The organism is Mesorhizobium sp. NFR06 (assembly GCF_900115245.1).
Lineage (GTDB): Bacteria > Pseudomonadota > Alphaproteobacteria > Rhizobiales > Rhizobiaceae > Mesorhizobium.
In genome coordinates this window covers 66,388-92,238 of sequence record NZ_FOVT01000016.1, presented here as the reverse complement: position 1 = coordinate 92,238, position 25,851 = coordinate 66,388, and the positions used below count along the sequence as shown (strand labels likewise).

Sequence of the window (25,851 nt, the reverse complement as noted above, 5' to 3'; positions counted from 1 at the left end):
TCAGCGGTTCCGCGTCACGCCTCCGGCTCACGCATGCGATACCCCATGCCACGCACGGTTTCGATCATGTCGATGCCCATCTTCTTGCGAAGCCGCCCGACAAACACCTCTATGGTGTTGGAATCGCGGTCGAAATCCTGATCGTAGAGATGCTCGACCAGCTCCGTGCGCGATACCACCTCGTTCATATGATGCATCAGATAGGCGAGCAGCCGGAACTCATGCGAGGTGAGTTTGAGCGGCACGCCGTTCACATCGGCCTTGGACGCCTTGGTGTCCAGGCGTAGCGGCCCGCAAGTGAGCTCAGACGATGCATGGCCGGCGGCGCGGCGGATCAGCGCCCGCACCCGCGCCAGCACCTCCTCGATGTGGAAGGGTTTGGTCACATAGTCGTCGGCGCCGGCGTCGATGCCGGCCACCTTGTCGCTCCAGCGGTCGCGCGCGGTCAGGATCAGCACCGGCATCTTGCGGTCGCCGCGGCGCCAGCGCTCGACGACGCTGATGCCGTCCATCTGCGGCAGGCCGATATCGAGGACCACGGCATCGTAAGGCTCGGTGTCGCCGAGGAAGTGCCCCTCCTCGCCATCATAGGCGCGGTCGACGACATAGCCGGCGTCGACCAGAGCATCGGCCAACTGCCGGTTGAGATCCTTGTCATCCTCGACGACGAGCACGCGCATTTTTTCTGAGCCTGTTGGGGATAGAGCTATAGGCCGATTCCGCCGGCCTGGGAACGAGGGCGTCAGCCCGCCGGGACGACGATTTCCGAACGACGCGGTCGCTGGCCGTCCTTGCCGGGAACGAGCACGACAATGACGCAGACCTGCTGGCCGCCCCGCGTCGCCTGCGTCGCCTTGGCCAGCGTGCCGCCATTCTGTGCGGCGACCTGCTGGCCGATGGCGTAGCAATCACTGGCGGCGAGCACGGCGGGCCGATCCACCGTCGGCTCAATGACCGGCAGGGCGATCGCCTGCGACGCAAAGAGCCCGGCTGCGGCAAACGCCAGCACAACTGCGCGGAGATGGAAGCCAAGGTTTTTCATGATCACGGTTCTAACGCATATGGGCTGAACGTGAAATGAACGGTGAACGACCGAAAATCCATGCCCGCCATTCCCCCTTCAGGCGCGTCCTGTCGTCCAGGGGCTCCCTCAAGCCCCGGCGCAAATTCATAGCCGGAAAATCAGTCGATCCGCTACGCTTTTCGGATGCGGTTTCCGCGCCCTGCGCTAGCTGGTGTAGAACGGCCCGCCGACCATGGGAGCACAGGATGAAGCGCGCGGATCTTGCCGATCTCTACCGAGGCTACATCGCCTGCCTGAACGATCAGGACTGGGACAATCTCGGCCGGTTCGTCGGCGAGGAGGTGCAGTATAATGGCGAGACGATCGGGCTCTCGGGCTATCGCCGCATGCTGGAAGGCGATTTCCAGGCGATCCCCGACCTGCGTTTCAACATCGAGCTGCTGATCTCGGAACCGCCGCGCGTGGCGGCCCGCCTGCATTTCGACTGCCGGCCCAAGGGCGTGCTGTTCGGACTGCCGGTGAACGGCAAGCGCGTCTCCTTCGCCGAGAACGTCTTTTACGAATTCCGGGACGGACGGATTCGCGAGGTCTGGTCGGTCATCGACAAAGCCGCAATCCAGGCTCAGCTTTAGGGTTGGGCTCAGGCACTTTCCTGCGTTAGTGCGCGAAAGCGCAGCAGCCCGTGATGGACCGCCAAATCCTCGTCATAGCGCGCCTCGGCGAATTCCAGCGACAGGCGCGTCTGGCCGCGCGAGCCGATGGAAAACGCCGCGCCATCGAGGCGCGTCCTGATGCTGTCCATGATAAGGCGAGTCTCGGCCTCCCCTTGCGCCTTCGACCAGACATGCAAGGTGATGAGCTGGTCGGCATCGTTGTCGGCGCCGGTGTCCAGATCGAAAGCACTGGTGCGGCCGTAGGTCACGTGTGGAAAGGCTGCCTTGTCGCTGGCCTGTTCGAGCAGCCCGGCACCGCCGAGCAGCGCCGACAGGGACGCATCGGTCTTCAGCCTCAGGAACAAGGCCTGCATCAAGTCGCCGGGCGCCGTCATCTATCGTCCATCGCCAATTCAAATCTCCACGCCGCCGCCAAATCTCCGGCAACGTAGCCGCGCTGGCAATCCAATGCCAGATCGCGAATCGTCTCGACTGTAGCGTGAACGAGGAACGTCTGGAATTTGCTACGTTTTCACAAATTATGAGACCGGCGCCGCGCCGCCTTCCTCGGTGCGCTTTGCGATGAATTCGTCGAGCACGCCCGCGCCGGCGGCAGCAGTCGGCGGCGGCTGGAAGTCGGCGAGAATCCGCTTCCAGATACCGGTCGCGCGTTCCGTCGCCGTCTTCGAGCCGGACTGCGTCCAGTTGCCGAAATTCGACCAGTCGGCCACCAGCGGCTCATAGAAGGCGGTGCGATAGCGCGACATTGTGTGGCCGGCCGAGAAGAAATGGCCGCCAGGCTGCACCTCGGCGATAGCCTCGAAGCCGATGGCGTCGGCGTCGCCCGGAGTCTTCGCGCAAAGCTCCGCGACCGTCTGCAGCGCCTCGACGTCGGTGATCAGCTTCTCGAAGGAAACGCTCAAGCCGCCTTCCAGCCAGCCGGCGGCGTGGATGCAGATGGTGGCGCCGGCCAGCACCGAGCCCCACAGCGCGAATTGCGTCTCATGCGCGGCCTGCGCGTCGGAGATGTTGGCCGCGCTGCCGCCGCCGGACCGCCACGGCAGCCCGGTATAGCGGGCGAGTTGGCCAGCGCCCAGCGTCGCCTTGATGTGTTCGGGCGTGCCGAAGGCCGGAGCGCCGGATTTCATGTCGACATTGGACGAGAAGGAGCCGTAGACCACCGGCGCGCCGGGCCGCACGATCTGGGCGAGCGTCAGGCCGGCGAGCGCCTCGGCATGCTGCAGGGTCAACGCGCCGGCGACCGTGATCGGCGCCATCGCGCCGGCCAGGCAGAAGGGCGTGATGACCAGGACCTGACCGGCCCTTGCGAAGTCGATGATGCCTTGCGCCATCGGGATGTCCAGTTGGCGCGGCGAGTTGGTGTTGATGACAGTGTAGCAATAGGCGCCGGCGCGGAATTGATCCTCGGATAAACCGCGCGCCAGGCGGATCATCTCGAAACCGTCCTCGACCTGCGGCGTGCCGCGCGCGAAGACGAACGGGACCTTGTCCGACAGCGTCAGTTGCGCCCGGTTGACGGCATAGTGGCGCAGGCGGTTGTCGACGTCCTGCGGCTCGACGCAGGGCCCAAGCATGTGCAGCACGTCGAAATGCTGGACCAGCTTGATGAATTCCTCGAAGGCGGCGAGCGTTCCCGGCCGGCGGCCGCGCTCGAGATCGGTGACGTTGGGGGCGCCGGAGCCGGCGAGGAACGCCATCGAGCCGAGTTCGAGCGCGAGGTCGCGGGAGCGGTCGCCGCCAAGAGCTGCAATCGAGCGCGGCGCCGAGGCGAGCGCTGCATCGACCACGTCGCGGCCGATCCTCACCATTTGGCTGCCTTCGTCGACGAGCGCGCCGGCCCTGGCATAGATGGCACGCGCCTCGGGCAGCAGCACCTTGATGCCGAGTTCTTCCAGCACGCGCAACGCGGTATCGTGGATGGCCGCAACCTGGTCGTCGGAAAAGATCGGCTGCGGCAGGAACGGGTTCTTCAGCGACCGATAGTTGGGATGACGGCTCGACTCGCTGCCTGCCTCGCCGGTGCGTCCCCGCCGGCGTTCGCGCCTGAGATCGCGTGCGGCCTCGTCAATCATGGCAGTTCCTCCTCATTGCCGCATCGCCTTGCCTTCAGCGTCGTAAGGCGAGGCGGCAATGATGCGCGCCGGCCGTTCGACGCCGACAATGTGCACGGAAAGCTTTGTCCCCTCCCCGGCGAATTCGTCGTCGACCAACGCCAGGGCGACGCTCTTGCCGACGGTGTAGCCAAAGCCGCCCGAGGTGACGAAGCCGACGCGCCGTCCCTTGTGCCAGACCGGCTCAAAACCGCTGGCGTCGGCATCGACAGCGTCGACCTCAAGCGTCACGATCCGTCGCGAAACACCCGCCCCGCGCTCCTTGAGCGCCGCTTCGCGGCCGATGAAGTCGCCCTTGCCGAAAGCGATGAAGCGATCGAGCCCGGTCTGGCCGGGCGTATAGCCTTGCGTGAATTCACGCGACCAGATGCCAAAGCTCTTTTCCAGCCGCAGCGAATTCAGCGCGTAATAGCCGATCTCGGCGAGGCCGAGGTCTTCGCCGGCGGCAAGCAGGGTTTCGCGCAACATGGAATGCAAGGTCGCCGGGCAGTTGATCTCGAAGCCGAGCTCGCCGGCGATCGAGAGGCGGGCGACGCGGGCGCGCACCATGCCGATATCGAACGCGCCGCAGGCCATGAGCGGCAAAGCCTTGCCGGAGATGTCCTGATGCGTCGTGCGCTCGACGATCTTCCTGGCATTCGGACCCGTGACCAGGAAACCGGACATGGCATCGGAAATGTCGGTGACAGTGACGCCTTCCGTCAGGTGCGCCTCGAACCAGCGCATATGAAATTCGCGCAGGTAATAGGAGCCCATGATCCAGTATTCGCCATTGCCCCAGTTGAGCAGGGTGAGATCGCCCTTCAGCCTACCGTCAGGCCCAAGCATCGGCGCCAGCCTGGCGTGGCCCGGCTTTGGCAGCTTGCAGGCGAGCAGCCGGTCGAGCCAGGCTTCGGCGCCCGGACCTGACACGGCGTAGCGCGAAAAGGCCGTGGTATCGACAAGGCCGGCGGCGCGGCGGACCTGCAGCGCCTCGTCGCCGACGATGTCGAAGGCGTTGGAGCGTTTCAGCGTCGTCTCCTCGCGAAAACCCATCGGCGCGAAATAGGCCGGGATTTCCAGCCCCCACGATGCCGTCCACTCGGCGCCGGCGGCGCTCATGCCGTCATAGGCGCCGGGGCGCTTGAGGGGTCGGCCTGCCGGCAGCCGCTCGTTGGGAAAGGTCATGACGAAGCGGCGCGCATAGAACTGGCGCGTGGTTTGCTTGAGATATTCGCGATTGGATGCGAAAGCGCCGTAGCGGGCGATGTCCATGCCGAAGATGTCGGCCTGCGGCTCGCCGTAAATCATCCATTCTGCCAGCGACTTGCCGACGCCGCCACCCTGGCTGAAGCCGGCCATGACGCCGCAGGCGACCCAGTAATTGCTGAGGCCCCTGACCGGACCGACCAGTGGGTTGCCGTCCGGCGTGAAGGTAAAGGCGCCGTTGACCCATTTGCGGATGCCGGCGTTGGCCAGGCATGGGAAGCGCTCATAGGCCTTGGAGAGTTCGGGGCTGATGCGATCGATATCCTCGGGGATCAGCTCGATGCCGTAATCCCAGGGCGCGCCGTCCATGTTCCAGTGTTTCGGGTTCTGCTCGTAGACGCCGAGCAGCACGCCCTTGCGCTCCTGCCGCAGATAGGAGAAGCCGTCGAGATCGACGGCGAGGCCGAGCTCCTTGTCGAGAGCCGCGACTTCCGGAATGTCCTCGGTGACGAAATAATGGTGCTCCATCGGCGTCACCGGCAGGTCGACGCCGGCGATCAGGCCGACCTGCTTGGCCCACAGGCCGCCGGCATTGACGACATGCTCGGCAACGATGGCGCCCTTCTCGGTGACGACATCCCAGCCGCCATCGGCTCGCGCCCTCAACTCTACGACGCGGTTGCGCAGAATGACGTCGGCGCCACGCTTCCTGGCGGCGCCGGCATAGGCATGCGTCGTGCCGTAAGGGTCGAGATGGCCTTCGTTGGAATCATAAAGGCCGCCGAGCACGCCGCCGACATCTACGATCGGGCAGATCTGCTTGATCTCTTCCGGTGTCACCAGCCGTGCCGTCTCGATGCCGACCGACTGGAACACCGCCCAGGCCGTTTTCAGCCATTCCCAGCGCTGCGGATCGCTCGCCATGTTGACGCCGCCGGTCATGTGCAGGCCGGCGTCCTGGCCCGACTCGGCCTCGATCTCGCGATAGAGCTTGATCGTATAGTCCTGCAGCGCCGCGACGTTGGGATCGGCGTTGAGCGCATGGAAGCCGGCGGCCGCGTGCCAGGTCGAGCCGGCCGTCAATTCGGCGCGCTCGATCAGCGCCACATCGCTCCAGCCGAAGCGAGCCAGGTGATAGAGCACCGAGGCGCCAACCACGCCTCCCCCGATGACGACCGCGCGATAATGCGACTTCACGAGCCTCTCCCTCTCGCTGGAGGCTCTTACGATACATAGACTGTACATGTGTGTCTAGACACTTCTGTCCAGAGCTTGCGCAGCGCTGCGCGCCATGCCTATTGTGGAGGCATGATCATGACTGCTCCCCAGGACGAACCGGCGCCCGGCAACATCAAGGTGACACGTCGGGACTGGATCGATCTCGCGCTTGAAACGCTGATTTCCGAGGGCATCGAGAGCGTGCGCGTGCTGACGCTCGGCCAGAAGCTCGGCGTGTCGCGCTCCAGCTTCTACTGGTATTTCGAAAGCCGGCAGGACCTGCTCGACCAGTTGCTCGCGCATTGGCACGAGACCAACACCAAGGCGATCGTCGAGCGGGCTCGGCGGCCTGCCGAAACCATCATCATGGGCGTGCTGAACGTGTTCGAATGCTGGGCCGACGAGCGTCTGTTCGACCCGCGGCTCGATTTCGCCGTCCGCGAATGGGCGCGCCGCGCCGACGACGTCCGGCGCATGATCGACCAGGCCGACGACGAGCGCCTGACCGCCATCCGCGATATGTACCGGCGGCACGGCTACGACGACGAGGACGCCTTCATCCGGGCACGCGTGCTCTACTACATGCAGATCGGCTATTACGTGCTCGACCTCAAGGAACCGGTCGAGGCGCGCGTCAGCCATCTCGCCGCCTATCTGCGCTCCTTCACCGGCCTGGAGCCGAGCGAGGCGGATGTGGCGCACTTCATGCGCTTCATCGCGGCGCGGTGAACGAAGCGCCCCCTGAGCCGACGTCACTGCCCGGCCGGTTGAAGAAATCCACCAGCACGGGCGCGTGCACCGCGGCTTTCAGCATATGGTTCTGTCCAGCCAGCGTCAGATAGAGGGCATTCGGCAGGGCATCGGCCAGAGCCTGGTTGCCGTGGCGCATCCAGGCTGGGCTGCCTCCGCCATCGGTCACCAGCACGGGCGCCTCCACTGCGCCCCATCGGCCGGGAACCAGCGGCCTGCCAAGCTGATCATCGGCGACAATGGCGCCATCGTAAGGCAGCGTATGCGCCACTGCCTTGAGCTTCGACCAGATAGGCGTCAGGCGCATGAGAAAGACAAGCGGGCGAGGCATGCCGACTGACTTGAGGAAAATGCGCACCGCGTTGCCGCGTCGCCCGGTGGCGATAGCTGTCCGGATGCCTTCCCAGTCAGCCTCGGTGGTCGGACGGCTGTCATCGACGATCAGCGGCGCCTCGTAGAGGGCAAGCCTCTTGATGCCGGGCAGACACGCCGCCGCCAACAAGGCCAGCACAGCGCCGGACGAAGTTCCCCAGACGAAGGCCTCTCCGCCGGCTATATCGAGCAGGGCTGCGATGTCGTCCACCTCGCGCTCGGTCGCGTAAGGCGGGCTGTCTCCACTTTCGCCACGGCCGCGGCGGTCGTAACTGAAGACAGCAAAATGAGGGGCCAGGGCCTGGGCCAGCGACCGACTGGGACCCATGGCGCGGGAACAAAGAGCGCCGTCGACGAGGATGAGCGGGTAGCCGGTTCCCCGGCGCTCATAAGCGATTGGAGTGCCGTCGCTCGACATGAGCTTCCCCACTGTTGCCGCATTGCTTGATAGCGTGCGACCGGCTGCGGACGTTTTACCGTTTTGCAGTGTTTGCGTGGGCTGTTGCATCGGGCTCTCCACATTTGCTTGCTGTGTCACCTGGCGGCCGGCCCGGCGATCAGCTGCTCTAACCTGTCGAAGCTTTCGGTCCAGCCCCGGCGCATGCCCAGCGCCAGCAGCCTTTCTCGGTCCGCCGCACTTGCCAACGTCACCTCGAAGCTGACATGAGTTCCGCCGCCGTCGGCCGCAAAAGTGACCGTATGCAAGCTCTGTCCGGGCGGACTGCCGGCCCATTCCCGCAATTCGGGATCCGGCTCGTCCGTGTAGCTCAGCCGCCGGTTCGCAATCACTTCGACATAGCGGCCCTGGTTGCGATAGAGCGCGCCGCTGGCGCTGCGCATGTCGATGCGCCATCGCCCTCCAATCCGAGGATCGAGCACGCAATGGGGGATGGTGCAGCCCTTGATACCCCACCATTGCGCGACCAGCAGCGGGTCGGTCCAGAGCCTGAAGACACGCTCGACCGGCGCGCCGAAGGTCCGCTCGATGGTGAAGCTGCGTTCGGCCTGCGAGGCAATCGGCTGGCGCGAACTCATTTGCTCTCGCCCTTTGCCTGTTCGCGCCTCAGAAGATCCTCGATGCGATCGAACCGCTCTTCCCAGAGCCTGCGGTAGTCAGCGAGCCAGCGGTCTATGTCCCGCAGCGGCTTGATCTCGATCCGGCTGAGGCGTTTCTGCGCCGCCCGGCTACGGGTAACCAAACCCGCCTGCTCCAGCACACCGACGTGCTTGGAAACTGCTCGCACGGTGAGTGCAAAGGGCTGCGCCAGTTCGGCGACGGAAGCTTCACCGTCGAGGAGACGTGTCAGGATCGCCCGGCGTGTCGGATCGGCGAGCGCGGCAAAAGTGTGATCGAGGGAGACGGCCATTTGGAACCATCTAGTTCTGGAACTGATTGGTTCTATAGCATACCGCCCACATACGTCAACCACCACGGTCCGCCTTGTGGCTGCGGTGCCCTAGGAGCCGGCACGCAAGGTGCCCGCGAAGGTGCGCACGACCTTGTTATTCAACAAAGCTTGTACTGTGGCTTCGCCGCCCTTGTGGGCAGTGATAGAATGGAAGAATAGTCTTCCCGGCGCGCCGCCCTAACGTCTACCCAGGCGGTCTCAGGTGACGTGTCGCCAGGGTGGAATTCCGAAATGGCAAGTCCCTCGAAACCACGCAGGAGAAGAGGCCGAATCGCTTCGGCACTGCTCGCCGTCGACGCGTGGCTCGATTCCTCGCTCTACGAAATCGGCTTCAAGGCCCGCGAATTCTGGGAAGCGGCGACCATCTTTTCCCGCCGTTTCCGCGTGCATGGCTGGCGCCGCGCCATCATCGAGGTGCTGAGCGAGGGTTTCACCATGGGCGCCGGCGGCTTCGTGGTGCTGCTTGCGCTCGCCATGCCGGCCTTCGACATCACCACCGGCGACTGGCGCAACCAAGGCGATTTCGCCGTCACCTTCCTCGACCGCTACGGCAACGAGATCGGCCAGCGCGGCATCATCCAGCGTGACTCCGTGCCGGTCGACGAGATGCCGGACATCGTCATCAAGGCGGTGCTGGCGACCGAGGACCGCCGCTTCTTCGACCATTACGGCATCGACGTGCTCGGCCTGTCGCGCGCCATATTCGAGAATGTGCGCGCCAATTCGGTCGTGCAAGGCGGCTCCAGCATCACCCAGCAGCTCGCCAAGAACCTGTTCCTGTCCAACGAGCGCACCCTGGAGCGCAAGATCAAGGAAGCCTTCCTGTCGCTTTGGCTTGAAGCCAATCTTTCCAAGAAGGAGATCCTGCAGCTCTATCTCGACCGCGCCTATATGGGCGGCGGAACCTTCGGCATCGAGGCCGCCGCCGATTTCTATTTCGGCAAGAGCGTCAAGGATTTGAGCCTTGCCGAGGCGGCGATGCTGGCCGGCCTGTTCAAGGCGCCGACCAAGTACGCCCCGCACATCAACCTGCCGGCTGCCCGCGCCCGCGCCAACGTGGTGCTGTCCAACCTGGTCGATTCCGGCTTCATGACCGAGGGCCAGGTGCTGCAGGCACGGCTGCATCCGGCCGACGTCGTCGACCGCGGCGAACAGAAGAGCCCGGACTATTTCCTCGACTGGGCCTTCGACGAGGTGAAGAAGATCGCCAAGCCCGGCCAGCATTCGCTGGTCGCCCACACCACTTTCGATGCCAACATCCAGAAGGCGGCCGAGGAGTCGGTCGAATTCCATCTTCGCCAGTTCGGCAAGGAATACAACGTCACCGAAGGCGCGGTGGTGGTGATCGAGACCAATGGCGCGGTGCGCGCCATCGTCGGCGGCCGCGACTATGGCGCCAGCCAGTTCAACCGCGCCACCAAGGCGCTGCGCCAGACCGGTTCCTCCTTCAAGCCCTATGTCTATGCCACGGCGATGGAGCATGGCTTCACGCCGGATTCGGTCGTTTCCGGCGGCCCGGTCAGTTGGGGCAGCTGGTCGCCGCACAACTACAGCGGCGGATCGGCCGGCAATGTCACGCTGCTCACCGCGATCGCCAAGTCGATCAACACGGTGCCGGTACGGCTGGCCAAGGATCACCTGGGCATCGGTCCGATCAAGGCGATGGCGGAATCCATGGGCGTGGAATCGCCGCTGGAAGGGCACAAGACCATGGTGCTCGGCACGTCCGGCATGACGGTGATGGACCAGGCGACCGGTTACAGCGTGTTCGCGCAGAACGGCTTCGTCGGCTCACGCCACGGCATTACCCAGCTCGTCACCCGCACCGGCGAGGTGGTCTATGACTGGGCCAAGGACGCGCCGCCGCCGCACCGCGTTCTGTCGGAAAAGGCGCTGAAATATATGAACACCATGCTGGCGGCGGTGCCCGTGATCGGCACCGCCCGGCGCGCCCAGCTTCCAAATATCGTCGTCGCCGGCAAGACCGGCACCACGCAGTCCTACCGCGACGCCTGGTTCGTCGGCTTCACCGGCAACTACACGGCCGCCGTCTGGCTCGGCAATGACGACTTCACGGCAACCAACAAGATGACCGGCGGCACGCTGCCGGCAATGGTGTGGCAGCGGCTGATGGTCTATGCGCACCAGAATATCGACCTGAAGCCGATCCCCGGTCTTGATCATCCGTGGGTCGATCCAGAGGTCGCGGCAAAGGCCGAGGAGGCGGCGAAAAAGGAGGCCGAAGCGACAGCCGCGCAGGCCGAGGCCGAAAGGCCACCGGTGCTTTCGGGCCGCACCACCCAGACGCTGAGGGAAATGACCAAGGCGTTCCAGGCCGCGCCGGTGCTGGGCGCCCCCACGGTGCCGGAGACGCTTTCAGCGCTTTAGGATCGCCCTCGCGTGAAGCTGGCTTGCCACAGCACCCCGCGCCGCGATATCCCGGGCAACCTCCTCTGTTTGCGGCTCTCATGCTCAAGAACGCCATCCTGACGCTGCTTTCGCTTGCCATGGCCATCGGGCTTGGCGGCTACAGCGTGTGGTACGCGCTCAACGCGCAGGACGGCGTCGGTGCGATCCGCATCGGGCAATGGACGGCCTTTCCGGAGGTCGGAACGCTGACCGCCGACCCCTACTCCAAAGCCCGCGTGGCGCGCGAGGGCGTGCTGGCACTTGGCCGGGCCGAGGGGCTTGCCTTCGTCGCCGAGCGCGACGACGCCGGCGAGCCGCTGAAACGCGAATGCGCCTATACGATCCAGGGCAGCTATCCGACCGCCCGATTCTGGACGCTCTACGCTGCCGACCAGTCGCTTGGCGTGATCGACACCGGCAAGCCGAGGCAGTCGGCGCTGCAATCCTACGAAGTGCTGCGCCAGCCGGACAATTCCGTCGTCATCTCGGTCGGCAACCGCCCGGCCCCCGGCAACTGGCTGCTCACCGGCGGCTCCGGCAGGATGTATTTCGTGCTCACCTTTTACGACACGCCGATCGCCTCGAGCACCGGCCTCTCCGATGTGACGCTGCCGCGCATCCTGAAGGCGGGCTGCAATGCGTAGGCTGCTGCATGCCCTGATCCTCGGCCTGCTGGGCGCCGGCATCGTCCATATCGTGGTGCTGTTCCTGGTGCCGGAATTTTCCGAGCGCGATGCCTGGTCGCGGCTGGCGATGGCTTCGGACTTTTACAGGATGACGCGGCTCGACGCCGAGGCCGGCGGCGCCCCGGTGGTGAAATCGGTCGATCCGCTGTTTTATGCGGCGGCCTGCCGCTTCGACCTCGCCGACGGGCTGGTGCGGATAAAGGCGCCGGGCGACGTGCCGTTCTGGTCGGCCTCGGTCTACGACCGCAGCGGCCACAACATCTATTCCTTCAACGACCACAACGCCAATGGCGAAAAGCTCGATGCCGTGGTGCTGACACCGGCGCAGATGATCGATGTGCGGCGCGACCTTCCAGAGGATTTGCAGGGCGCGATCTTCGTCGAAGCGCCGATCGAGGAAGGCATTTTCGTCGTCCGCGCCTTCGTGCCGGACGAGAGCTGGAAGCCGATCGTGTCGCGCTTCCTAGAGCAGAGCGCCTGTGAGTTGCAGGACTACTGAGGCCAGTCAGTGGTGCGGAACAGTGGGGCGCGGCGAACCCGATTCGTCGGAACCATTGCCGCCCTGCAACGCCTCGCCAACCCGCGGCTGCTGCTCATAGCGGACGCCGGGGAAAATGATGACCGCCGCCGCCGTGGTGGTGTCGTGACTTGCTCGATTTACAGGTGCCGCTCGCGGCACAAAAGACAGGACCATGCCCATGGTTCGCGCATTCCTCTCGGTTTGACCGGAGCACAACGCAACGCCTCCAAAGTTGATTAAGAGGCGTAGAGGGTTAACGTAGCGCTAACGGATCGCGGCTAATTTGATGTTTGTTTCTCCTGAAGTTGCGAAACCAGCCTGGCTGGATTGCGCGGTTCGGGATTGTGTCGAGTGTCGGGCGTACCCTCCGTGTCATCTTCGGATTTCAGGCAAATCGCTATCCGCACCGAAGCGGGAAAGGCCGAAAGGCTGTTCCGCGCCTGCGTGTCGGCGTTCTGCTCGTTGACGCGCCCCTCGCGCCGCGAGATCGCCCAACTCGAGGAACTGACGCTGCCGCTGTTCGACGAGGTCTCGGTCGAGTCGCGCCGCTATGTCGCCGCTGCCCTTTCGGAATGCGAATATGCGCCGAGCGCGCTGGTGCGGCGGCTGGCCGAAGAGCCCGTCGAGATCGCCGCCCCATTGCTCACCCGCTCCAACGCGCTGCGCGACATCGACCTGATCGCGCTGATCGGCCGGCATGGGCTGCCGCATGCGCGCGCCATTGCGCGCCGCAAGGCGCTCAACCCGACGATCGCCGACCTGATCCGCGCGCTGGAAAGACCGACCCTGGTCAGGACGCGGCCGCCGGAGACAGTCACCAAGCTAGCGCCGAAACCAGCGCCGGCGGCCAAGGCGGACGTCGCCGGTCCCGCAGCGGGCGAAGCAGCGGAGAACGCGCGGCTCCGCCTGCGTTCGATGATGCGCCCCGCCGACGACAGCGCCGACGTCAACGCCTTCCTAGGCCAGCCAGCCTATGCGAGGTTGCGCGAGACGGCGTTGACCGGCAATGCCGCCTTCTTCCAGACCGCGCTTGCCGATGCGCTGGAGATCGATTTCGCGACGGCCCGCTCCATGACCGAACAGTCGAGCTATACCGCATTGCTTGCGGCGCTGCGGGCCCTCGACCTCAGCGAAGACAGGGCCTTCCTGATCGCGGTCGCGGTCTATCCGGGCGAGTTCCCACATCCGCAGGCGATCCGCCAGTTCCTCGACCGCTGCCGGCTGCTGCACCGCGAGGCGGCGATCGACAAGGTACGCGCCTGGAAGGACGAGACCTCGTCGCGGGCCATCCGCGGCAAGGCGCCCGACCGAACCGGCATCGAGCGACGCGACGCCTCGAACAGCGACGAGGCGGTCTCCAGCCTCAAGGCCTCCTAGCGCTCTTCGTTTCAACGCAATTGGGACGGAGAACCGTTTCACACCTCGTGGAATTGCTCGGGCCGGCCCTACTCCGCCTTCACCGAAAGGAGCTCTTCGACCGGAACGGCTCCCGCTTCGATTTCGACCACCCAGATGTCGGGATCGAATTTCTTTTCCCGCTCCAGCCGCGCATCGAATGCCGCGGCATCGTCGCCGGCACCGAGCAAGGTGAAGAAACGCTCGTCGGGCTTGGCTGAATCGTAGCTCGTCTGCGGCGCCGGCCCATAGAGAGCCACCTCCCCCATCCGCCGGCGCGACAGCACGAAAACGGCGCCCGCCTCGGTCGCGCCGCGCTTGACCACGGCGGCAAAGCCACCAGCGCCGAAGACGCGGCGCACAAGGACCGAAACCCAGAGATCGGTGGTCACGCGCATGGGAAAGTTCCGGATTGCATGGGCGGCTTCCTTACAGCATCGAGCCGGCAACAGGAACGGCGTCAGCCCGTCAATGCGCCTTCGCTGAAAAGCTCGCCGTAGATGTCAGATATTGGAACTCAGACCATTTCGAGCAGAGCTATGCTGGTTGCCGCCGGTCAGTTGGTGAGGCCGATCTCGCGCATCTTGACGTAGACCGCTTCGTCCGGCTCGCCGGTCTCCGGCAGGCCGAACAATGCCTGGAATTCCTTGATCGCCGCCTTGGTGCGGGCGCCGACCTTGCCGTCGAGCTGCATGTCGCCGTTGCCAAAGGCCTTGAGGCCGGCCTGGATCTTGACGATGCGGGCGTCGGGCAATTGCGTGGCGCCATCGGCTGGGGCCGAGACCGGGATCACCGGCGGTTTGGCTGCCTGAGCGGCTGCGCTATCGGCCGGCCGCGGCATCGGGTGGGGAATGGCCGCCGTCGTCTGGCGCGCGCCAAGCTGGTCGAGCAGTGCTCCGTCAATCTCGCCCGAACCGGGCAGCCCGACTTTCAGCTGATAGGCCTGGATGGCCTTGCGCGTCGCCGGTCCGGTGAGACCATCGACCGTGCCATCGTAGAAGCTGAGGTCCTTCAAAATGCCCTGCACCTGCTGGACAACCGGATCCGGCTTGACGATCGGCTGCGCCGGCGGCTGGCGCACGATGTTGATGGTGGTCTCCGCCTCGTCGGAGACGGTACGCGGGAAATTCTCGATGCTTCGGGTAGCGAAGAAGGCGCTTGTATGCGGGAAAGGCTGATACCAGAGCGCATTGGCGGACACATAAAACAGCGTCACCAGGAAAGCGGTGGAGCCGCCGACCAGAACCGGATTGCTTGCGATCAACTGACCTAAGGCAACCGCGCCCTCGGCAAAGACGCCGCGCTCGGGTTCGACCACCTTAGGCCGTCTTGCGGAGCGAGCCATTCCTCTCCCCATCTGCATCCCCCTTCGGCTTGGCGGCCGGCATGGCCAGCACGCCGGACGGCGCGCCGGCATGCCGCTTCGGCCCGTTCACCGGCAGGCCGATCGTCACGGTCGTGCCCTCACCCGGGGCGCTCTCGATCGACATCGTGCCGTCGTGCAGCGCCACCAGGCCCTTGACCAGCGACAGGCCGAGCCCGGTTCCCTCGAAACGGCGCGTGTAGTCGTTCTGGATCTGCATGAACGGCTTGCCGAGATTGGCCATATGCTCCTCGGCGATGCCGATGCCGGTGTCGCCCACCCAGAAATGCAGATGCGAGCCGACGCGCTTGGCGCCGATCACCACGCTGCCGCCGTCGGGCGTGAATTTGACGGCGTTCGAAACCAGATTGATCAGGATCTGCTGCACCGCGCGACGGTCGGCGTTGATCTCGCCCGCATCCGGCGCGATCTGCGTGGCAAGAACTATGCTCTTGGCGTCGGCCAGGGGCCGCATCATCGAGCGGCACATGTCGACGGCCTCGACGAAGCGGAACGGCTCCAGATCGGTCGCGTAGGCGCCAGCCTCGATGCGCGAGACATCGAGGATCGAAGTGACCACGGACAGAAGATGCTGGCCGGACTCCCTGACCAGGCCGACATATTCCTTCTGCCGCGGATCCTTGAAGCCGCCGAACATCTCATGCAGCAGCATGTCGGAGAAACCGATGATGGCGTTGAGCGGCGTGCGCAGCTCATGGCTGACCACGGCGAGGAAACGCCCCTTGGCGACTTCGGCTGCCGCAGTGGCCTCCCTGGCTTCGGCAAGCTCCTCGCGCAACGCGGCAACGCCGTCATTCTCGCGCAGGACCAGGGTGAAGAGGTCGCGCTCGGCTTCGCCACGCGCCAACTCGAGGCTGAACGGGCGGAAATTGTCGGTCGCGCCGGACCCCTCGCGCGGCAAGCGGACACGCAGCTCGAGCCGGCGCTTCGGCGCGCCCTCGCGCAACTCGGCCAGAGCGGTGAGATAGGCGACGCGGTCCGAAAGATGGACACGGTCGAACAGGCCGGTGCCGAGCAGCAGCTCCGGCGCCAATTTGAGGATCGAACGCGCCTTGGCGGACGCGTCGAGCACTTCGCCCTGGCGCCCGACGCGCAGCACGACGGCGTCGATGACGTCCTCAAGTCGATCGCCGGAATGCTCCACCGGCCGCAAGCCCGCCGGATTGGCGAAGGCGGCTGCACGCGGCAACAGCGTCAAACCCCAGGCCGACGGCAACAGCCAATGCCAGGCGGCGATTTCGCCGAACGGCAGGATCTGGCCGGCAAAGGGCTGCAGCACGATGGCGGCAAGCGCCGCCAGCGCGCCCGACAAGGCGGCGCGCCGCGACCCTGAGACCCACCAGCTTTCGACCGGCAATGCGATGGCCAACAGCGCGACCGGCGAGGCCAATCCGCCTGCCGCCGCCACGGCGCCGGCAAGCGCAAGGCCGCCCAACACGACCGCCATGCGGCCGGCGAGCGCCATATGGCCGGTGGCTGCCACCAGAAGCGCCGCGAACCAGCACAGGCCGAAGGCGGCAAAGATCGCGGCTATGGTGACGGCCGCGCCCAGGCTCGAGGTCACCAACGTGACCGCGGCACCTGCAGCAAGGAAGGGCGCGGCGAGCATGACGCCAATGAAGCGACGCTGGCGCAGACGCTCTGCCTCACCCGTGACCGTCGGGTGAACCATGCGTTCGCAGCCGGCGGCCACCGCGCGAGGCAATTGAACGTATCTGGCTGAAATCGAACTCAACGCACGCGGACCCGGTCGCAAAAAGCCCTGCCTGGCAGGTGACTCAATAATTGGCTTGAAACTCGCATCCAGCGTTTAAGGAATGGATAAGGCTGGCACAGCCGGCGACCCGCCCAAGGCAAATATTGTAGTGCCGGCCCCGCAAAGCACGTCGAGTTGCGGCCATGGTAAACGGCGGGTTAGCCGCGAGGCGTGTGCCAAAACGGGCCGAACCTTGACCCGGCTAACCACCAGCATGAATAAAGTCGTTTGATAACAATAGGATATATAGTTATCGTGAAGTTAATGCGGTCGATGAGGTTTGAGACAAAGGCGGCAGCAAATCCAATCCTTTCGAATTTGTCTAAAATTTGAGGAAAATTCGCGGCTTCTGCGCAAGCCGCCCTTTGCGCGACCGTGCCACTATCGTGCCCATAAAAGAGGTCATGCCGATGGACGCATGATCCACCACGCATGAGAGGCAAGTAAGATGGGCTTTCTGATCAGGATGGCTTTCTGGTTTTCGCTGGTGCTGCTGGCACTGCCGCTCGGCGTCGGCCCGGGCGAAGATGGCCGGCAGAGCGTCGGGCCGATCCAGGCGCTGTTTGCGGCGCGCGAGGCGGTCGGCGACATTGCCGGGCTGTGCGAACGCAAGCCCGACGTTTGCGAAACCGGCAAATCGGCCATGTACACCATCACAGTCCGCGCCCAGGAAACAGCCAAGATCGCCGCGGCCATGATCGGCGACCAGCAGTCCGGGCAGGCCGGCGCGGTCGAGACGAAGGTCGCGGACGGCGTCACGACCACCGGCAGCGTCGCCGGCGACATCGTGCTGCCCGCCAAGGTCAACATTCCGGTGATGTTGACGGCGAAGAACTGAGATCTTTTTCAGCCGTTCGCGCGGCTCTTTGGTTTTTGGAGTTTTGGCGCAATTCCGGACGGAAGGCTACGGCGGGGACCGAGCCTGGCTACGGCGAAGTCGCCGAACCTAGCTACGGCGAAATCGCCGAGCCTGACCGTTCACACTTTCCTGGAATTGCTCTAACGCCGCGGGCCCGTGCGACCTCTCGACGCCCGCGGCGTCTTTCTTTTTCCGTGACGCGGCGGCGCCGGATCACTATATCCGTGCAATGACTACCCCGATCCAGACGATCCGCGACGACTTTTCCCTGCTCGATGAGTGGGAGGACCGCTATCGCTACGTCATCGAGCTCGGTGAGGGCCTGCCGCCTTTCCCCGAGGCGGAGCGCACGGCCGCGAACAAGGTGCCCGGTTGCGTCAGCCAGGTGTGGCTCACCACGCAGCACGGAGCAGGCGCCGATCCGGTTATCAGCTTCCAGGGCGATTCGGACGCGCATATCGTGCGTGGCCTCGTCGCCATCATGCTGGCGCTGTTTTCGGACCGGCGGGCAAGCGAAATCCAGGGCACGGACGCCGAAGCGACGCTGAAGGAGCTTGGCCTCGACGAACATCTGTCGCCGCAACGCGCCAATGGCCTGCGTTCGATGGTCAAGCGCATCAAGCGCGACGCGGAAGCGGCGTTGAGGCAGATGGCCTGATTGGCCGATTGCGCGCCCCAATGCGCGTCGCGCTGAAAACGGCGAAGCGCTTTCAACCTTTGTTTTGATGCATGTCGTAGCCTCAGAACCGCTGCACACTTGCGAGCGACATGCGTTGGAAAGCAAAACGGCGCCGCATGGGCGCCGTCGAATTGCTTGAGGAGCCGAGTGCTATCAGCGACCCTTGCGCTTGCGACCCAGGCCCATCTTCTTGGCCAGTTGCGAGCGAGCGGCGGCATAATTCGGGGCGACCATCGGGTAATTGGCGTCCAGGCCCCACTTCTCACGGTATTCTTCGGGCGTGAGATTGTAATGGGTCATGAGGTGGCGCTTCAACGACTTGAACTTCTTGCCGTCCTCGAGACAGACGATGTAGTCGTCATGCACGGAACGCTTCGGGTTGACGGCCGGCTTCTGCTTCTCGGCCGACGGCTGCTCCGGCGAACCACCGACACGGCCCAACGCGGCATGGACGTCGGCAATAAGGTTCGGCAGTTCCCCAACTGGCACGGGATTGTTGCTGACATAGGCGGCGACGACATCGGCGGTCAGCTCGATCAGCGCATCACCGTTTTTCGCAGGTGTTTCGACGATTTCCATAGTTCCAAAGCCCCAACGAGAGTTGTTTCTAAGACTGTGCCCTTTTTCTGGGATCGGGCGCCGCGCGAGTTTCATGCAGGAAATCCCTGCGATTCGCGTCGGGTCATCTTAATGACGCCGCATTGCAAGTAAGTCAATTCGCATATTGACTTAGTTTCGCCGATATTCATCAAATATTGCTGATTCAGCTTCAAAAATTCGTGCGCCGTGTAACTTCGCGAGATTTTTCTGGTCAGACCAGCATGCCCTGACGTGGCGTCAGCCTTATGTTAGACATCCGATCGCGATGCGACGAGGCACCCAATGCTTGGCCAATGCTTGGAAGCTATGGCGCCGGCGCGATGAATCCTGCAGCGCAACGGAGCAAGGGGCGTTGCCCGGCCGGCCGGATCGGCAAGGCTCGGTGACGGATCCGCTCAATAGGGCGCGATATATTTGCCGTAGACCCAGCCGGTGGCGAAATGGCCATTCTGCGCCGGGTCGTGCCAAATCTCGCACCAGCGATAGCGGATCGCCTGGCGCTGGTTCCACTGCGACTGCCGGGCGATATCGAGCAGGTTTATGCCGCCCGTGCAGCGGCCGGTCATCTGCAGCACGGTGCCGTTCGGATAAGCGGCCTGCTTTTGCGATGCGTTGGAGGGATACTTCCGGGCGTTGAGCGTGTCGCCGAAAGGCACGCCCGCCACTTGCCAGGCGGCAAAGACGGTTGCATGAGACTGGCTGGAAAAAGTCGGAACGGCCGCGGCGACGGCAACAGCCATGGCGGTCAAAACACAGGATTTCATCTTTCCCCCTTCGACTTAGCTTCCAGGCCACCTTGAACCGCGCCCCTTGAACCGCCGCTGAGCAGCGTGTTCATTCGTCATTCAAGCAAATTCCGCAGCGAGACGTAATGACCAAAACTTCCGCCTTCCCGACCGCCAACCCGCCGACGCCTGAGAAACATCCGGTTTTCGACATGCATCACGGCATCACCCGCAGCGACGACTATGCCTGGATGCGGGCTGACAACTGGCAGGCCGTGTTCCGGAATCCTGCCCTGCTCGACGGCCGGATCCGGACTCATCTGGAGGCTGAAAACGCCTATCAGGCCGTGCTGATGGCCGGCACGGCGGACCTGCGTGGCAAGCTGTTTGCCGAGATGAAGGAGCGCATCAAGGAGGACGATTCGACCGTGCCGATGAAGGACGGCCCCTATGCCTACGGTTCGTCCTTCCGGCAAGGTGGCGAGCATCCGCGCTATTTCCGAACGCCGCGCGATGGCGGCGCCGACGAGATCCTGCTCGACGGCGACGCGGAAGCCGAGGGCAAGCCCTATTTCCGGCTTGGCGGTGTCGACCACTCCGCCGATCACGGGAAGCTGCTCTGGGCCTTCGACGACAAGGGGTCCGAATTTTTCACCCTGCGTGTGCGCGATCTTGCCAGCGGCAAGGAACTTGCCGATCAGATCGCCGATACGGGCGGCGGCGGAGTTTGGAATGCCGGCGATGACGGCTTCTTCTATACCCGCCTCGACGACAACCATCGTCCGTCAAAGGCGTTCTTCCACGCGCTTGGCGACAAGGCGGAAGACGATCGGCTGATCTATGAGGAAACTGACCCGGGCTTCTTTATGGACGTCAGCGGCACGCGCGCCAATGACTGGATCATGATCGGCATCAACGACCACGAAACTTCGGAATATCGCCTGTTGCCGGCCAATGACCCATCGGCCGAGCCGAAGCTGGTGGCGGTTCGCGAAACCGGGCTGCAATACGATCTCGAAGAAGGCGGCGACGTCTTCTTCATCCTCACCAATGCCGACGGCGCCAAGGACTTCAAGATCATGACGGCGCCGGTCGAAAACCCCATACGCGCCAACTGGCAGGAGCTGGTGGCGCATGAGCCGGGACGGCTGATCCTGTCGGTGCTCGGCTTCAGGCACCATATGGTCCGGCTGGAGCGCAAGGACGGCCTGCCGCGCATCGTCGTGCGCGAACGCGCCAGCGGCGAGGAGCATTTCATCTCCTTCGACGAAGAGGCGTTCTCGCTCGGCCTCTCCGGCTCCTACGAATACGACACCGAAGTGATGCGCTTCACCTATTCGTCGATGACCACGCCGGCGCAGGTATTTGACTACAATATGCGCAGGCGCGAGCGGGTGCTTTTGAAGACGCAGGAAGTGCCCTCCGGCCACGATCCGGAGAATTATGTCACCCGCCGCCTGATGGCGCCCGCCGCCGATGGCGAACTGGTGCCGATCTCGCTGCTATACCATCGCGATACGCCGCTGGATGGTTCCGCTCCCAGCCTGCTTTACGGCTACGGCTCCTACGGCATCACCGTTCCTTCCGCCTTCAACACCAATTGCCTGTCGCTGGTCGACCGCGGCTTCGTCTACGCCATCGCGCATGTGCGTGGCGGCAAGGACAAGGGCTACGGCTGGTACGACGACGGCAAGCGGGCGAAGAAGATGAACACCTTCACCGACTTCATCGCCTGCGCCCGCCATCTCGTGGCCGAGCGCTACACGCTGCATGACCGCGTCGTGGCGCAAGGCGGCTCCGCCGGCGGCATGCTGATGGGGGCGATCGCCAACATGGCGCCCGAAAGCTTCGGCGGCATCGTCGCCGAGGTGCCGTTCGTCGACGTGCTCACCACCATGCTCGACGCCAGCCTGCCGCTGACGCCGCCGGAATGGCCGGAATGGGGCAACCCGATCGCGTCCGCCGACGACTACAAGACGATCGCAGCCTATTCACCCTACGACAATGTCGCGGCGCTCGACTACCCGCCGATCCTGGCGCTGGCTGGCCTCACCGACCCGCGCGTCACCTATTGGGAGCCGGCCAAGTGGGTGGCGAAGCTGCGCGAGCGCAAGGCGGGCGGCAACCCGGTGCTGTTCAAGATCAACATGGATTCCGGCCATGCCGGCGCATCCGGCCGTTTCTCGCGGCTGGAGGAGATCGCCTATATTTACGCCTATGCCCTGAAAGTGACCGGCAAGGCCTGATTTTCCACTCGCAATTGCCAAGTCTGCGCGTTATGCGCCGTTGTTGAAGCGCGGCCCTTTCAGGCCGCCGGGTTGTCCATTCGCAGGGTTCGTCATGCTGCTCGTCGACGTCTATCTCGACAAATCGCCCATCCAGGGAATCGGCGTCTTCGCCAAACACCACATTCGGCGCGGCACACTGATCTGGAAGCTCGATCCAAGGTTCGACCGGCGCATTCCCGTCGAGACCTATGAGGGCGAGAGCGGCCCGGTAAAATCCTATCTCGACCGCTACTCCTACCCGGACCGGCGCGATCCCAATTTCATCGTTTTCGAGGCGGATGACGCACGCTACATGAACCATGCCGACGATCCGAACTGCGACGTGTCCTCGCCTGACGAAACCTATGCGTTGCGCGACATCGCGCCCGGCGAGGAACTGACGTGCGACTACAACCACTTTTTCGAGAACGGCTTCGACTTCCTCGGCGACCGCCACCCGTAACGGAACACGGCCATCGCGGCCAGGATTGACAAACAGCGCAGCCTCGGCGCACCTTGCAGCAGGTGGATACAGCCTGCTGCTTGCGCCCTCCGGGGTACGGTGAATGTATCGAGCCACTTCAGGCTCCCCTTTGCCCGAACGAACGGGTCAGCAACGCAAGCCCTGACGTTTTCCGTTCGTTTTTGCAAAGGATCATCTGATGCGCGATTTCCGCGATGCAAAGGCTATGGCGCAAACGCTGAGCGAAGCGTTGGCCGCCAAATCCGTTTCCCTCTCACACAGCGAAAGCCTGGAACTGATCGCCAAAGTGCTTGGCGCTCGCGACTGGAACGTTCTGGCCGCAAGAATTCAGGCAAGCCAGCGCGCCAATCTGTCCGGAGCGCCAGTACAGATTGCCGCTCCCTCTGATCAGGCGACTCTGCCGATTTTCCCGATGCGGGATCTCGTGCTGTTCCCGCAAATGGTCACCGCGATCTTCGTGGCGCGGGACAAGACGCGGCGCGCCGTACAACACGCTGTGACAGGCGACCGTCGCGTCCTCGTTGTCGCCCAGAAAGACGGCGCCGACAATGATCCCGGCGCCCGCGAATGCCTCCATCCGGTGGGCGTCACGGCGAGTGTGATAAATTGTCAGACACAAGTGGACGGGGTTCTCAAGGTCTCCGTCTCCGGGCTTGAACGAGCCGCCATCACCGGCCTGATCAACGGTGAATTCCTGGCGGGGGAGATTGCGCCGATTGAAGAGCAGCGCGGCCAGTCGGAAGAGGCCGCCGCGCTTTCACATGCTGTTCTCGATGCGTATCGGATCTACGCCAACGTCGACCTATCTTCGCTTCCGCTGCAGCAGAGGGCACGCTTCGGCCTTCCTTCCGCGGACAATCCCGGTCTGTTGGCCGACACGGTCGCGCAATTGCTATCCATCGGCCTGGAACAGGAGCAGCAACTCCTGGAAACCGGCGACGTCGTCGTCCGGCTGGCAAAGATCCTCGACCTGATGAACGCCGGACGGCCTGAGGAAACGGACCGGCGCCGTCAGCATCGCTGAGCGCGTTCTCAGCTCGCCGGCTTGCGCGCCGGATAGCCGTTGGGATGCGGCGGGACGGCCTTGAGATAGGCGGCGATCGCGGCGCGGTCGTCTGCCGTCAGCTGAGCCATGTTCTGCTGCACTTCGACCATGGCGCCGCCGACGGAATCGAAATCGGGCGTGAAGCCGGTTTCAAGATAGTTGGCGATATCGGATTCAGACCAGCTTTTGATGCTGTTCCCGCCGGGGCTGATGTTGGGCACGACGCCCTTGCCTTCCGCCGCCACGGCGCCCGCCAGCCATTCGGCCTTCTTGACGCCGCCGGCGAAATCGCGCGGCGTGTGGCATTCGCCGCAATGGCCCGGCCCCTCGACCAGGTAGCGGCCGGCCAGAACCTTGTCCGGCGCGCCGTCGGGCAGCGCGATCACCGGTTCGGGGCTGAGATAGAGCCGCTTCCAAAGGCCGATGCCGCGGCGGATGTTGAAGGGAAACAAGAGCTTGTGATCCGGCGCCTTGCCAGCGACCGCCGGCAGCGTCTTCATGAAGGCATAGAGATCGGCGATGTCGGCCGGCTTCATGCGCGCGTAGGACGTGTACGGAAAGGCCGGATAGAAGTTTTCGCCCAACGGCGAGACGCCGTTCAGCATGGCGTTGGCAAAGTCCTCTTCGCTCCAGGCGCCGATGCCGTCCTTTTGATCCTGCGAGATGTTGGGCGGCACAAAGATGCCGAACGGCGTTTTCAGTTCCAGACCGCCGACGAGCTCGAGGCGGGCGTCGCCCTTGGCGCCAGGCCTTGCGTGGCAGGAGGTGCAGCCCCCGGCATAGAAGATGCGCTTGCCTTTGGCGGCGTCGCCAGGGCCGAGCTGCGCGACGCTCGCGGCATCAAGCCTGACCGGCGCCGACAGGACCCAGCCGGCGGCAGCGGCGGTGGCGCCAAGCACGATGACGGCGCCGACGAACTTCTTCAGCCAGGCCATTTCAGGCGGTCAGCCCTTCTTGATCCTGTAGTTCTGATGGCAGGCGCCGCAATCACCACCGAGGGTGTTGAGCTGCGCCTTCAGGCCATCGACATCACCCGGCGGCGACGCGACCGCTTCCTTGGTGTTGGCCAAGAACTTGTCCGCGGCGGCCTTGAAGCCGGCCATATCTTCCCAGATCTTCGGCGCGGCCGTGGTGTCGCCCTTGTCGCTACCGGGCGGAAACAGTTTTTCGGCATCGAACTTCTCGGCATTGGCCTGCAGGGCCTTCAGCGTCGAAAGCACGGCGGTCGCGTCGAAATCCTCCTCGCCCTTGACCACCTTGGACAGTTGGCCGGCAAGCTTGCCGCGCTCCTTCATCAAGGCCTGGCGATCCTGGATCGGATCGGCAAAGGCAGCCGAACCGGCAACAGCGATCATAGAGACGGCGAGGACAAGCTTTCTCATTCAATTGGCTCCATGGTGATGAAGTTCGCGAATTGGACGTTAACGGACCTGACGGCGGGAATATTCCCCCCGTTCCGTCACGATTTTCCCGATGGTGATCAAACTCCAGTGTGGCTGAAAAAGAAAAGCCCCGGCAGGCCGGGGCTTTTCTTCAAAATAGTCAGCCTTTCGCCTTCTCATAAAGCTCCAGGACATGGTCCCAGTTGATCAGGCTGTCGACGAAGGCTTCGAGGTATTTGGGCCGCGCATTGCGGTAGTCGATGTAATAGGAGTGCTCCCAGACATCGACGCCGAGGATCGGCGAGCCGCCATGGACCAGCGGGTTCTCGCCGTTCGGCGTCTTGGAAATTTCGAGCTTGCCGTTCTTGACCGACACCCAGGCCCAGCCTGAGCCGAACTGCGTGGTGCCGGCGGCGATGAAATCGGCCTTGAACTTGTCGTAGCCGCCAAGGTCGCTATCGAAGGCCTTCTGCAGCGCGCCCGGCAGCTTGTTGCCGCCGCCACCCTTCTTCATCCATTTCCAGAAATGGATGTGGTTGTAGTGCTGGGCGGCATTGTTGAAGAGCCCGGCATTCTTGCCGAAGGACTGCTTCACGACCTCCTCGACCGACAGGTCGCCCATTCCAGCCTCGGCGGCCAGCTTGTTGCCGTTGTCGACATAGGCCTTGTGGTGCTTGTCGTGGTGATATTCCAGCGTCTCCTTCGACATGTAAGGCTGCAGGGCCTCGTAGTCGTAAGGCAAAGCGGGCAACTCAAAAGCCATGGATGGTACTCCCTCGAGGAAAAAGTCCGGTGATGCTACCGGGCTAAGATAGGTCTGGAACGGGCCTGGGCAACTCCGGAATGGAGCGCCGGGCGACTTTTTAGAGCAATTCCGGGAAAAGTGTGAAACGGTTTTCCGTCTGGAATTGCGT

Annotated in this window: 28 protein-coding genes; 11 read left to right on the top strand and 17 right to left on the bottom strand. The window is 63.9% G+C overall.

Going from position 1 to position 25,851, the window contains the following annotated elements:
- Positions 1-14: 14 nt before the first annotated feature.
- A complete protein-coding gene (locus F3H96_RS24305; RefSeq protein ID WP_149804223.1) occupies positions 15-680 on the bottom strand; it encodes a response regulator transcription factor in 666 nt (221 codons plus the stop codon).
- Between the two features lie 62 nt (positions 681-742).
- Entirely contained in the window at positions 743-1,042 is a 300-nt protein-coding gene (locus tag F3H96_RS24300; RefSeq protein ID WP_149804222.1) for a hypothetical protein, read from the bottom strand.
- Between the two features lie 227 nt (positions 1,043-1,269).
- On the opposite strand from F3H96_RS24300, the gene F3H96_RS24295 reads away from it, so the two are divergent.
- Positions 1,270-1,656 carry an ester cyclase gene (locus F3H96_RS24295; RefSeq protein WP_149804221.1) on the top strand — a complete coding sequence of 129 codons (387 nt, stop codon included), beginning with the start codon at positions 1,270-1,272 and terminating at the stop codon, positions 1,654-1,656.
- An 8-nt stretch (positions 1,657-1,664) separates the two neighbouring features.
- Here F3H96_RS24295 and F3H96_RS24290 read toward each other — a convergent pair whose 3' ends face one another.
- From F3H96_RS24290 to F3H96_RS24280, 3 genes are all read right to left on the bottom strand, one after another.
- Positions 1,665-2,072, bottom strand: a complete 408-nt coding sequence (locus F3H96_RS24290) for a DUF3168 domain-containing protein (protein WP_149804220.1) — start codon at positions 2,070-2,072, stop codon at positions 1,665-1,667.
- A 144-nt stretch (positions 2,073-2,216) separates the two neighbouring features.
- Positions 2,217-3,770: a trimethylamine methyltransferase family protein gene (locus F3H96_RS24285; RefSeq protein WP_149804219.1), complete on the bottom strand. Its 1,554-nt coding sequence runs from the start codon at positions 3,768-3,770 to the stop codon at positions 2,217-2,219.
- A 12-nt stretch (positions 3,771-3,782) separates the two neighbouring features.
- Positions 3,783-6,194 carry an FAD-dependent oxidoreductase gene (locus F3H96_RS24280; RefSeq protein WP_149804218.1) on the bottom strand — a complete coding sequence of 804 codons (2,412 nt, stop codon included), beginning with the start codon at positions 6,192-6,194 and terminating at the stop codon, positions 3,783-3,785.
- 111 nt (positions 6,195-6,305) lie between these two features.
- On the opposite strand from F3H96_RS24280, the gene F3H96_RS24275 reads away from it, so the two are divergent.
- Positions 6,306-6,944 (top strand): TetR/AcrR family transcriptional regulator, encoded by a 639-nt coding sequence (locus tag F3H96_RS24275; RefSeq protein WP_149804217.1) that lies wholly within the window; start codon positions 6,306-6,308, stop codon positions 6,942-6,944.
- Here the strand turns inward: F3H96_RS24275 and F3H96_RS24270 are convergent.
- From F3H96_RS24270 to F3H96_RS24260, 3 genes are read right to left on the bottom strand one after another with little or no spacing between them, the layout of a single operon-like run.
- Entirely contained in the window at positions 6,928-7,845 is a 918-nt protein-coding gene (locus tag F3H96_RS24270) for an alpha/beta hydrolase (RefSeq protein WP_210248169.1), read from the bottom strand. The genes F3H96_RS24275 and F3H96_RS24270 overlap by 17 nt on opposite strands.
- A 26-nt stretch (positions 7,846-7,871) precedes the next feature.
- Positions 7,872-8,372: an SRPBCC domain-containing protein gene (locus tag F3H96_RS24265; protein ID WP_149804216.1), complete on the bottom strand. Its 501-nt coding sequence runs from the start codon at positions 8,370-8,372 to the stop codon at positions 7,872-7,874.
- Positions 8,369-8,704, bottom strand: a complete 336-nt coding sequence (locus tag F3H96_RS24260; protein ID WP_149804215.1) for a metalloregulator ArsR/SmtB family transcription factor — start codon at positions 8,702-8,704, stop codon at positions 8,369-8,371. Before F3H96_RS24260 ends, F3H96_RS24265 begins: the two co-directional genes overlap by 4 nt.
- Positions 8,705-8,977: 273 nt before the next feature.
- On the opposite strand from F3H96_RS24260, the gene F3H96_RS24255 reads away from it, so the two are divergent.
- The 3 genes from F3H96_RS24255 (at position 8,978) to F3H96_RS24245 (ending at position 12,340) form a co-directional block, all read left to right on the top strand.
- On the top strand, positions 8,978-11,134 hold the full coding sequence (locus tag F3H96_RS24255) for a penicillin-binding protein 1A (RefSeq protein WP_149804214.1): 2,157 nt from the start codon (positions 8,978-8,980) through the stop codon (positions 11,132-11,134).
- 80 nt (positions 11,135-11,214) lie between these two features.
- Entirely contained in the window at positions 11,215-11,799 is a 585-nt protein-coding gene (locus F3H96_RS24250) for a DUF1214 domain-containing protein (protein WP_149804213.1), read from the top strand.
- A complete protein-coding gene (locus F3H96_RS24245) occupies positions 11,792-12,340 on the top strand; it encodes a DUF1254 domain-containing protein (protein WP_149804212.1) in 549 nt (182 codons plus the stop codon). Before F3H96_RS24250 ends, F3H96_RS24245 begins: the two co-directional genes overlap by 8 nt.
- A 6-nt stretch (positions 12,341-12,346) precedes the next feature.
- Here F3H96_RS24245 and F3H96_RS24240 read toward each other — a convergent pair whose 3' ends face one another.
- Positions 12,347-12,541 (bottom strand): hypothetical protein, encoded by a 195-nt coding sequence (locus F3H96_RS24240; RefSeq protein WP_149804211.1) that lies wholly within the window; start codon positions 12,539-12,541, stop codon positions 12,347-12,349.
- Positions 12,542-12,730: 189 nt separating this feature from the next.
- Here F3H96_RS24240 and F3H96_RS24235 point away from each other — a divergent pair, with 189 nt between their 5' ends.
- Entirely contained in the window at positions 12,731-13,738 is a 1,008-nt protein-coding gene (locus F3H96_RS24235) for a DUF2336 domain-containing protein (protein WP_149804210.1), read from the top strand.
- A gap of 68 nt (positions 13,739-13,806) precedes the next feature.
- Here F3H96_RS24235 and F3H96_RS24230 read toward each other — a convergent pair whose 3' ends face one another.
- The 3 genes from F3H96_RS24230 to F3H96_RS24220 form a co-directional block, all read right to left on the bottom strand.
- Positions 13,807-14,154 carry a DUF1491 family protein gene (locus tag F3H96_RS24230; RefSeq protein WP_149804209.1) on the bottom strand — a complete coding sequence of 116 codons (348 nt, stop codon included), beginning with the start codon at positions 14,152-14,154 and terminating at the stop codon, positions 13,807-13,809.
- Between the two features lie 158 nt (positions 14,155-14,312).
- Complete coding sequence (locus F3H96_RS24225) at positions 14,313-15,101, bottom strand: peptidoglycan-binding protein (RefSeq protein ID WP_149804208.1); 789 nt, start codon at positions 15,099-15,101, stop codon at positions 14,313-14,315.
- Positions 15,076-16,812, bottom strand: a complete 1,737-nt coding sequence (locus F3H96_RS24220; RefSeq protein WP_149804207.1) for a PAS domain-containing sensor histidine kinase — start codon at positions 16,810-16,812, stop codon at positions 15,076-15,078. The genes F3H96_RS24225 and F3H96_RS24220 overlap by 26 nt, the downstream gene beginning before the upstream one ends.
- Positions 16,813-17,344: 532 nt before the next feature.
- Here F3H96_RS24220 and F3H96_RS24215 point away from each other — a divergent pair.
- Together F3H96_RS24215 and F3H96_RS24210 are read left to right on the top strand one after the other, a co-directional pair.
- Positions 17,345-17,734, top strand: a complete 390-nt coding sequence (locus tag F3H96_RS24215; RefSeq protein WP_149804206.1) for a DUF5330 domain-containing protein — start codon at positions 17,345-17,347, stop codon at positions 17,732-17,734.
- Positions 17,735-17,984: 250 nt separating this feature from the next.
- Complete coding sequence (locus tag F3H96_RS24210) at positions 17,985-18,413, top strand: SufE family protein (protein WP_149804205.1); 429 nt, start codon at positions 17,985-17,987, stop codon at positions 18,411-18,413.
- Positions 18,414-18,587: 174 nt separating this feature from the next.
- On the opposite strand, the gene F3H96_RS24205 is transcribed toward F3H96_RS24210, so the two are convergent.
- Both F3H96_RS24205 and F3H96_RS24200 read right to left on the bottom strand, forming a co-directional pair.
- Complete coding sequence (locus tag F3H96_RS24205; RefSeq protein WP_135874754.1) at positions 18,588-19,013, bottom strand: MucR family transcriptional regulator; 426 nt, start codon at positions 19,011-19,013, stop codon at positions 18,588-18,590.
- A 416-nt stretch (positions 19,014-19,429) separates the two neighbouring features.
- Entirely contained in the window at positions 19,430-19,798 is a 369-nt protein-coding gene (locus F3H96_RS24200) for an SH3 domain-containing protein (RefSeq protein WP_149804204.1), read from the bottom strand.
- A 107-nt stretch (positions 19,799-19,905) separates the two neighbouring features.
- Between F3H96_RS24200 and F3H96_RS24195 the strand changes: the two genes are divergently transcribed.
- The 3 genes from F3H96_RS24195 to F3H96_RS24185 all read left to right on the top strand — a co-directional run bounded on the left by F3H96_RS24195 (position 19,906) and on the right by F3H96_RS24185 (position 23,534).
- A complete protein-coding gene (locus tag F3H96_RS24195) occupies positions 19,906-22,005 on the top strand; it encodes a S9 family peptidase (protein WP_149804203.1) in 2,100 nt (699 codons plus the stop codon).
- A gap of 94 nt (positions 22,006-22,099) precedes the next feature.
- On the top strand, positions 22,100-22,489 hold the full coding sequence (locus F3H96_RS24190; RefSeq protein WP_149804202.1) for an SET domain-containing protein-lysine N-methyltransferase: 390 nt from the start codon (positions 22,100-22,102) through the stop codon (positions 22,487-22,489).
- A 199-nt stretch (positions 22,490-22,688) separates the two neighbouring features.
- Positions 22,689-23,534, top strand: a complete 846-nt coding sequence (locus F3H96_RS24185) for an LON peptidase substrate-binding domain-containing protein (protein ID WP_149804201.1) — start codon at positions 22,689-22,691, stop codon at positions 23,532-23,534.
- An 8-nt stretch (positions 23,535-23,542) separates the two neighbouring features.
- Here F3H96_RS24185 and F3H96_RS24180 read toward each other — a convergent pair whose 3' ends face one another.
- The 3 genes from F3H96_RS24180 to F3H96_RS24170 form a co-directional block, all read right to left on the bottom strand.
- On the bottom strand, positions 23,543-24,490 hold the full coding sequence (locus tag F3H96_RS24180; RefSeq protein WP_149804200.1) for a cytochrome c: 948 nt from the start codon (positions 24,488-24,490) through the stop codon (positions 23,543-23,545).
- A gap of 9 nt (positions 24,491-24,499) precedes the next feature.
- On the bottom strand, positions 24,500-24,937 hold the full coding sequence (locus F3H96_RS24175; protein ID WP_149804199.1) for a cytochrome c: 438 nt from the start codon (positions 24,935-24,937) through the stop codon (positions 24,500-24,502).
- Positions 24,938-25,097: 160 nt separating this feature from the next.
- Positions 25,098-25,700 (bottom strand): superoxide dismutase, encoded by a 603-nt coding sequence (locus F3H96_RS24170; RefSeq protein WP_040991319.1) that lies wholly within the window; start codon positions 25,698-25,700, stop codon positions 25,098-25,100.
- Between the last annotated feature and the right edge of the window lie 151 nt (positions 25,701-25,851).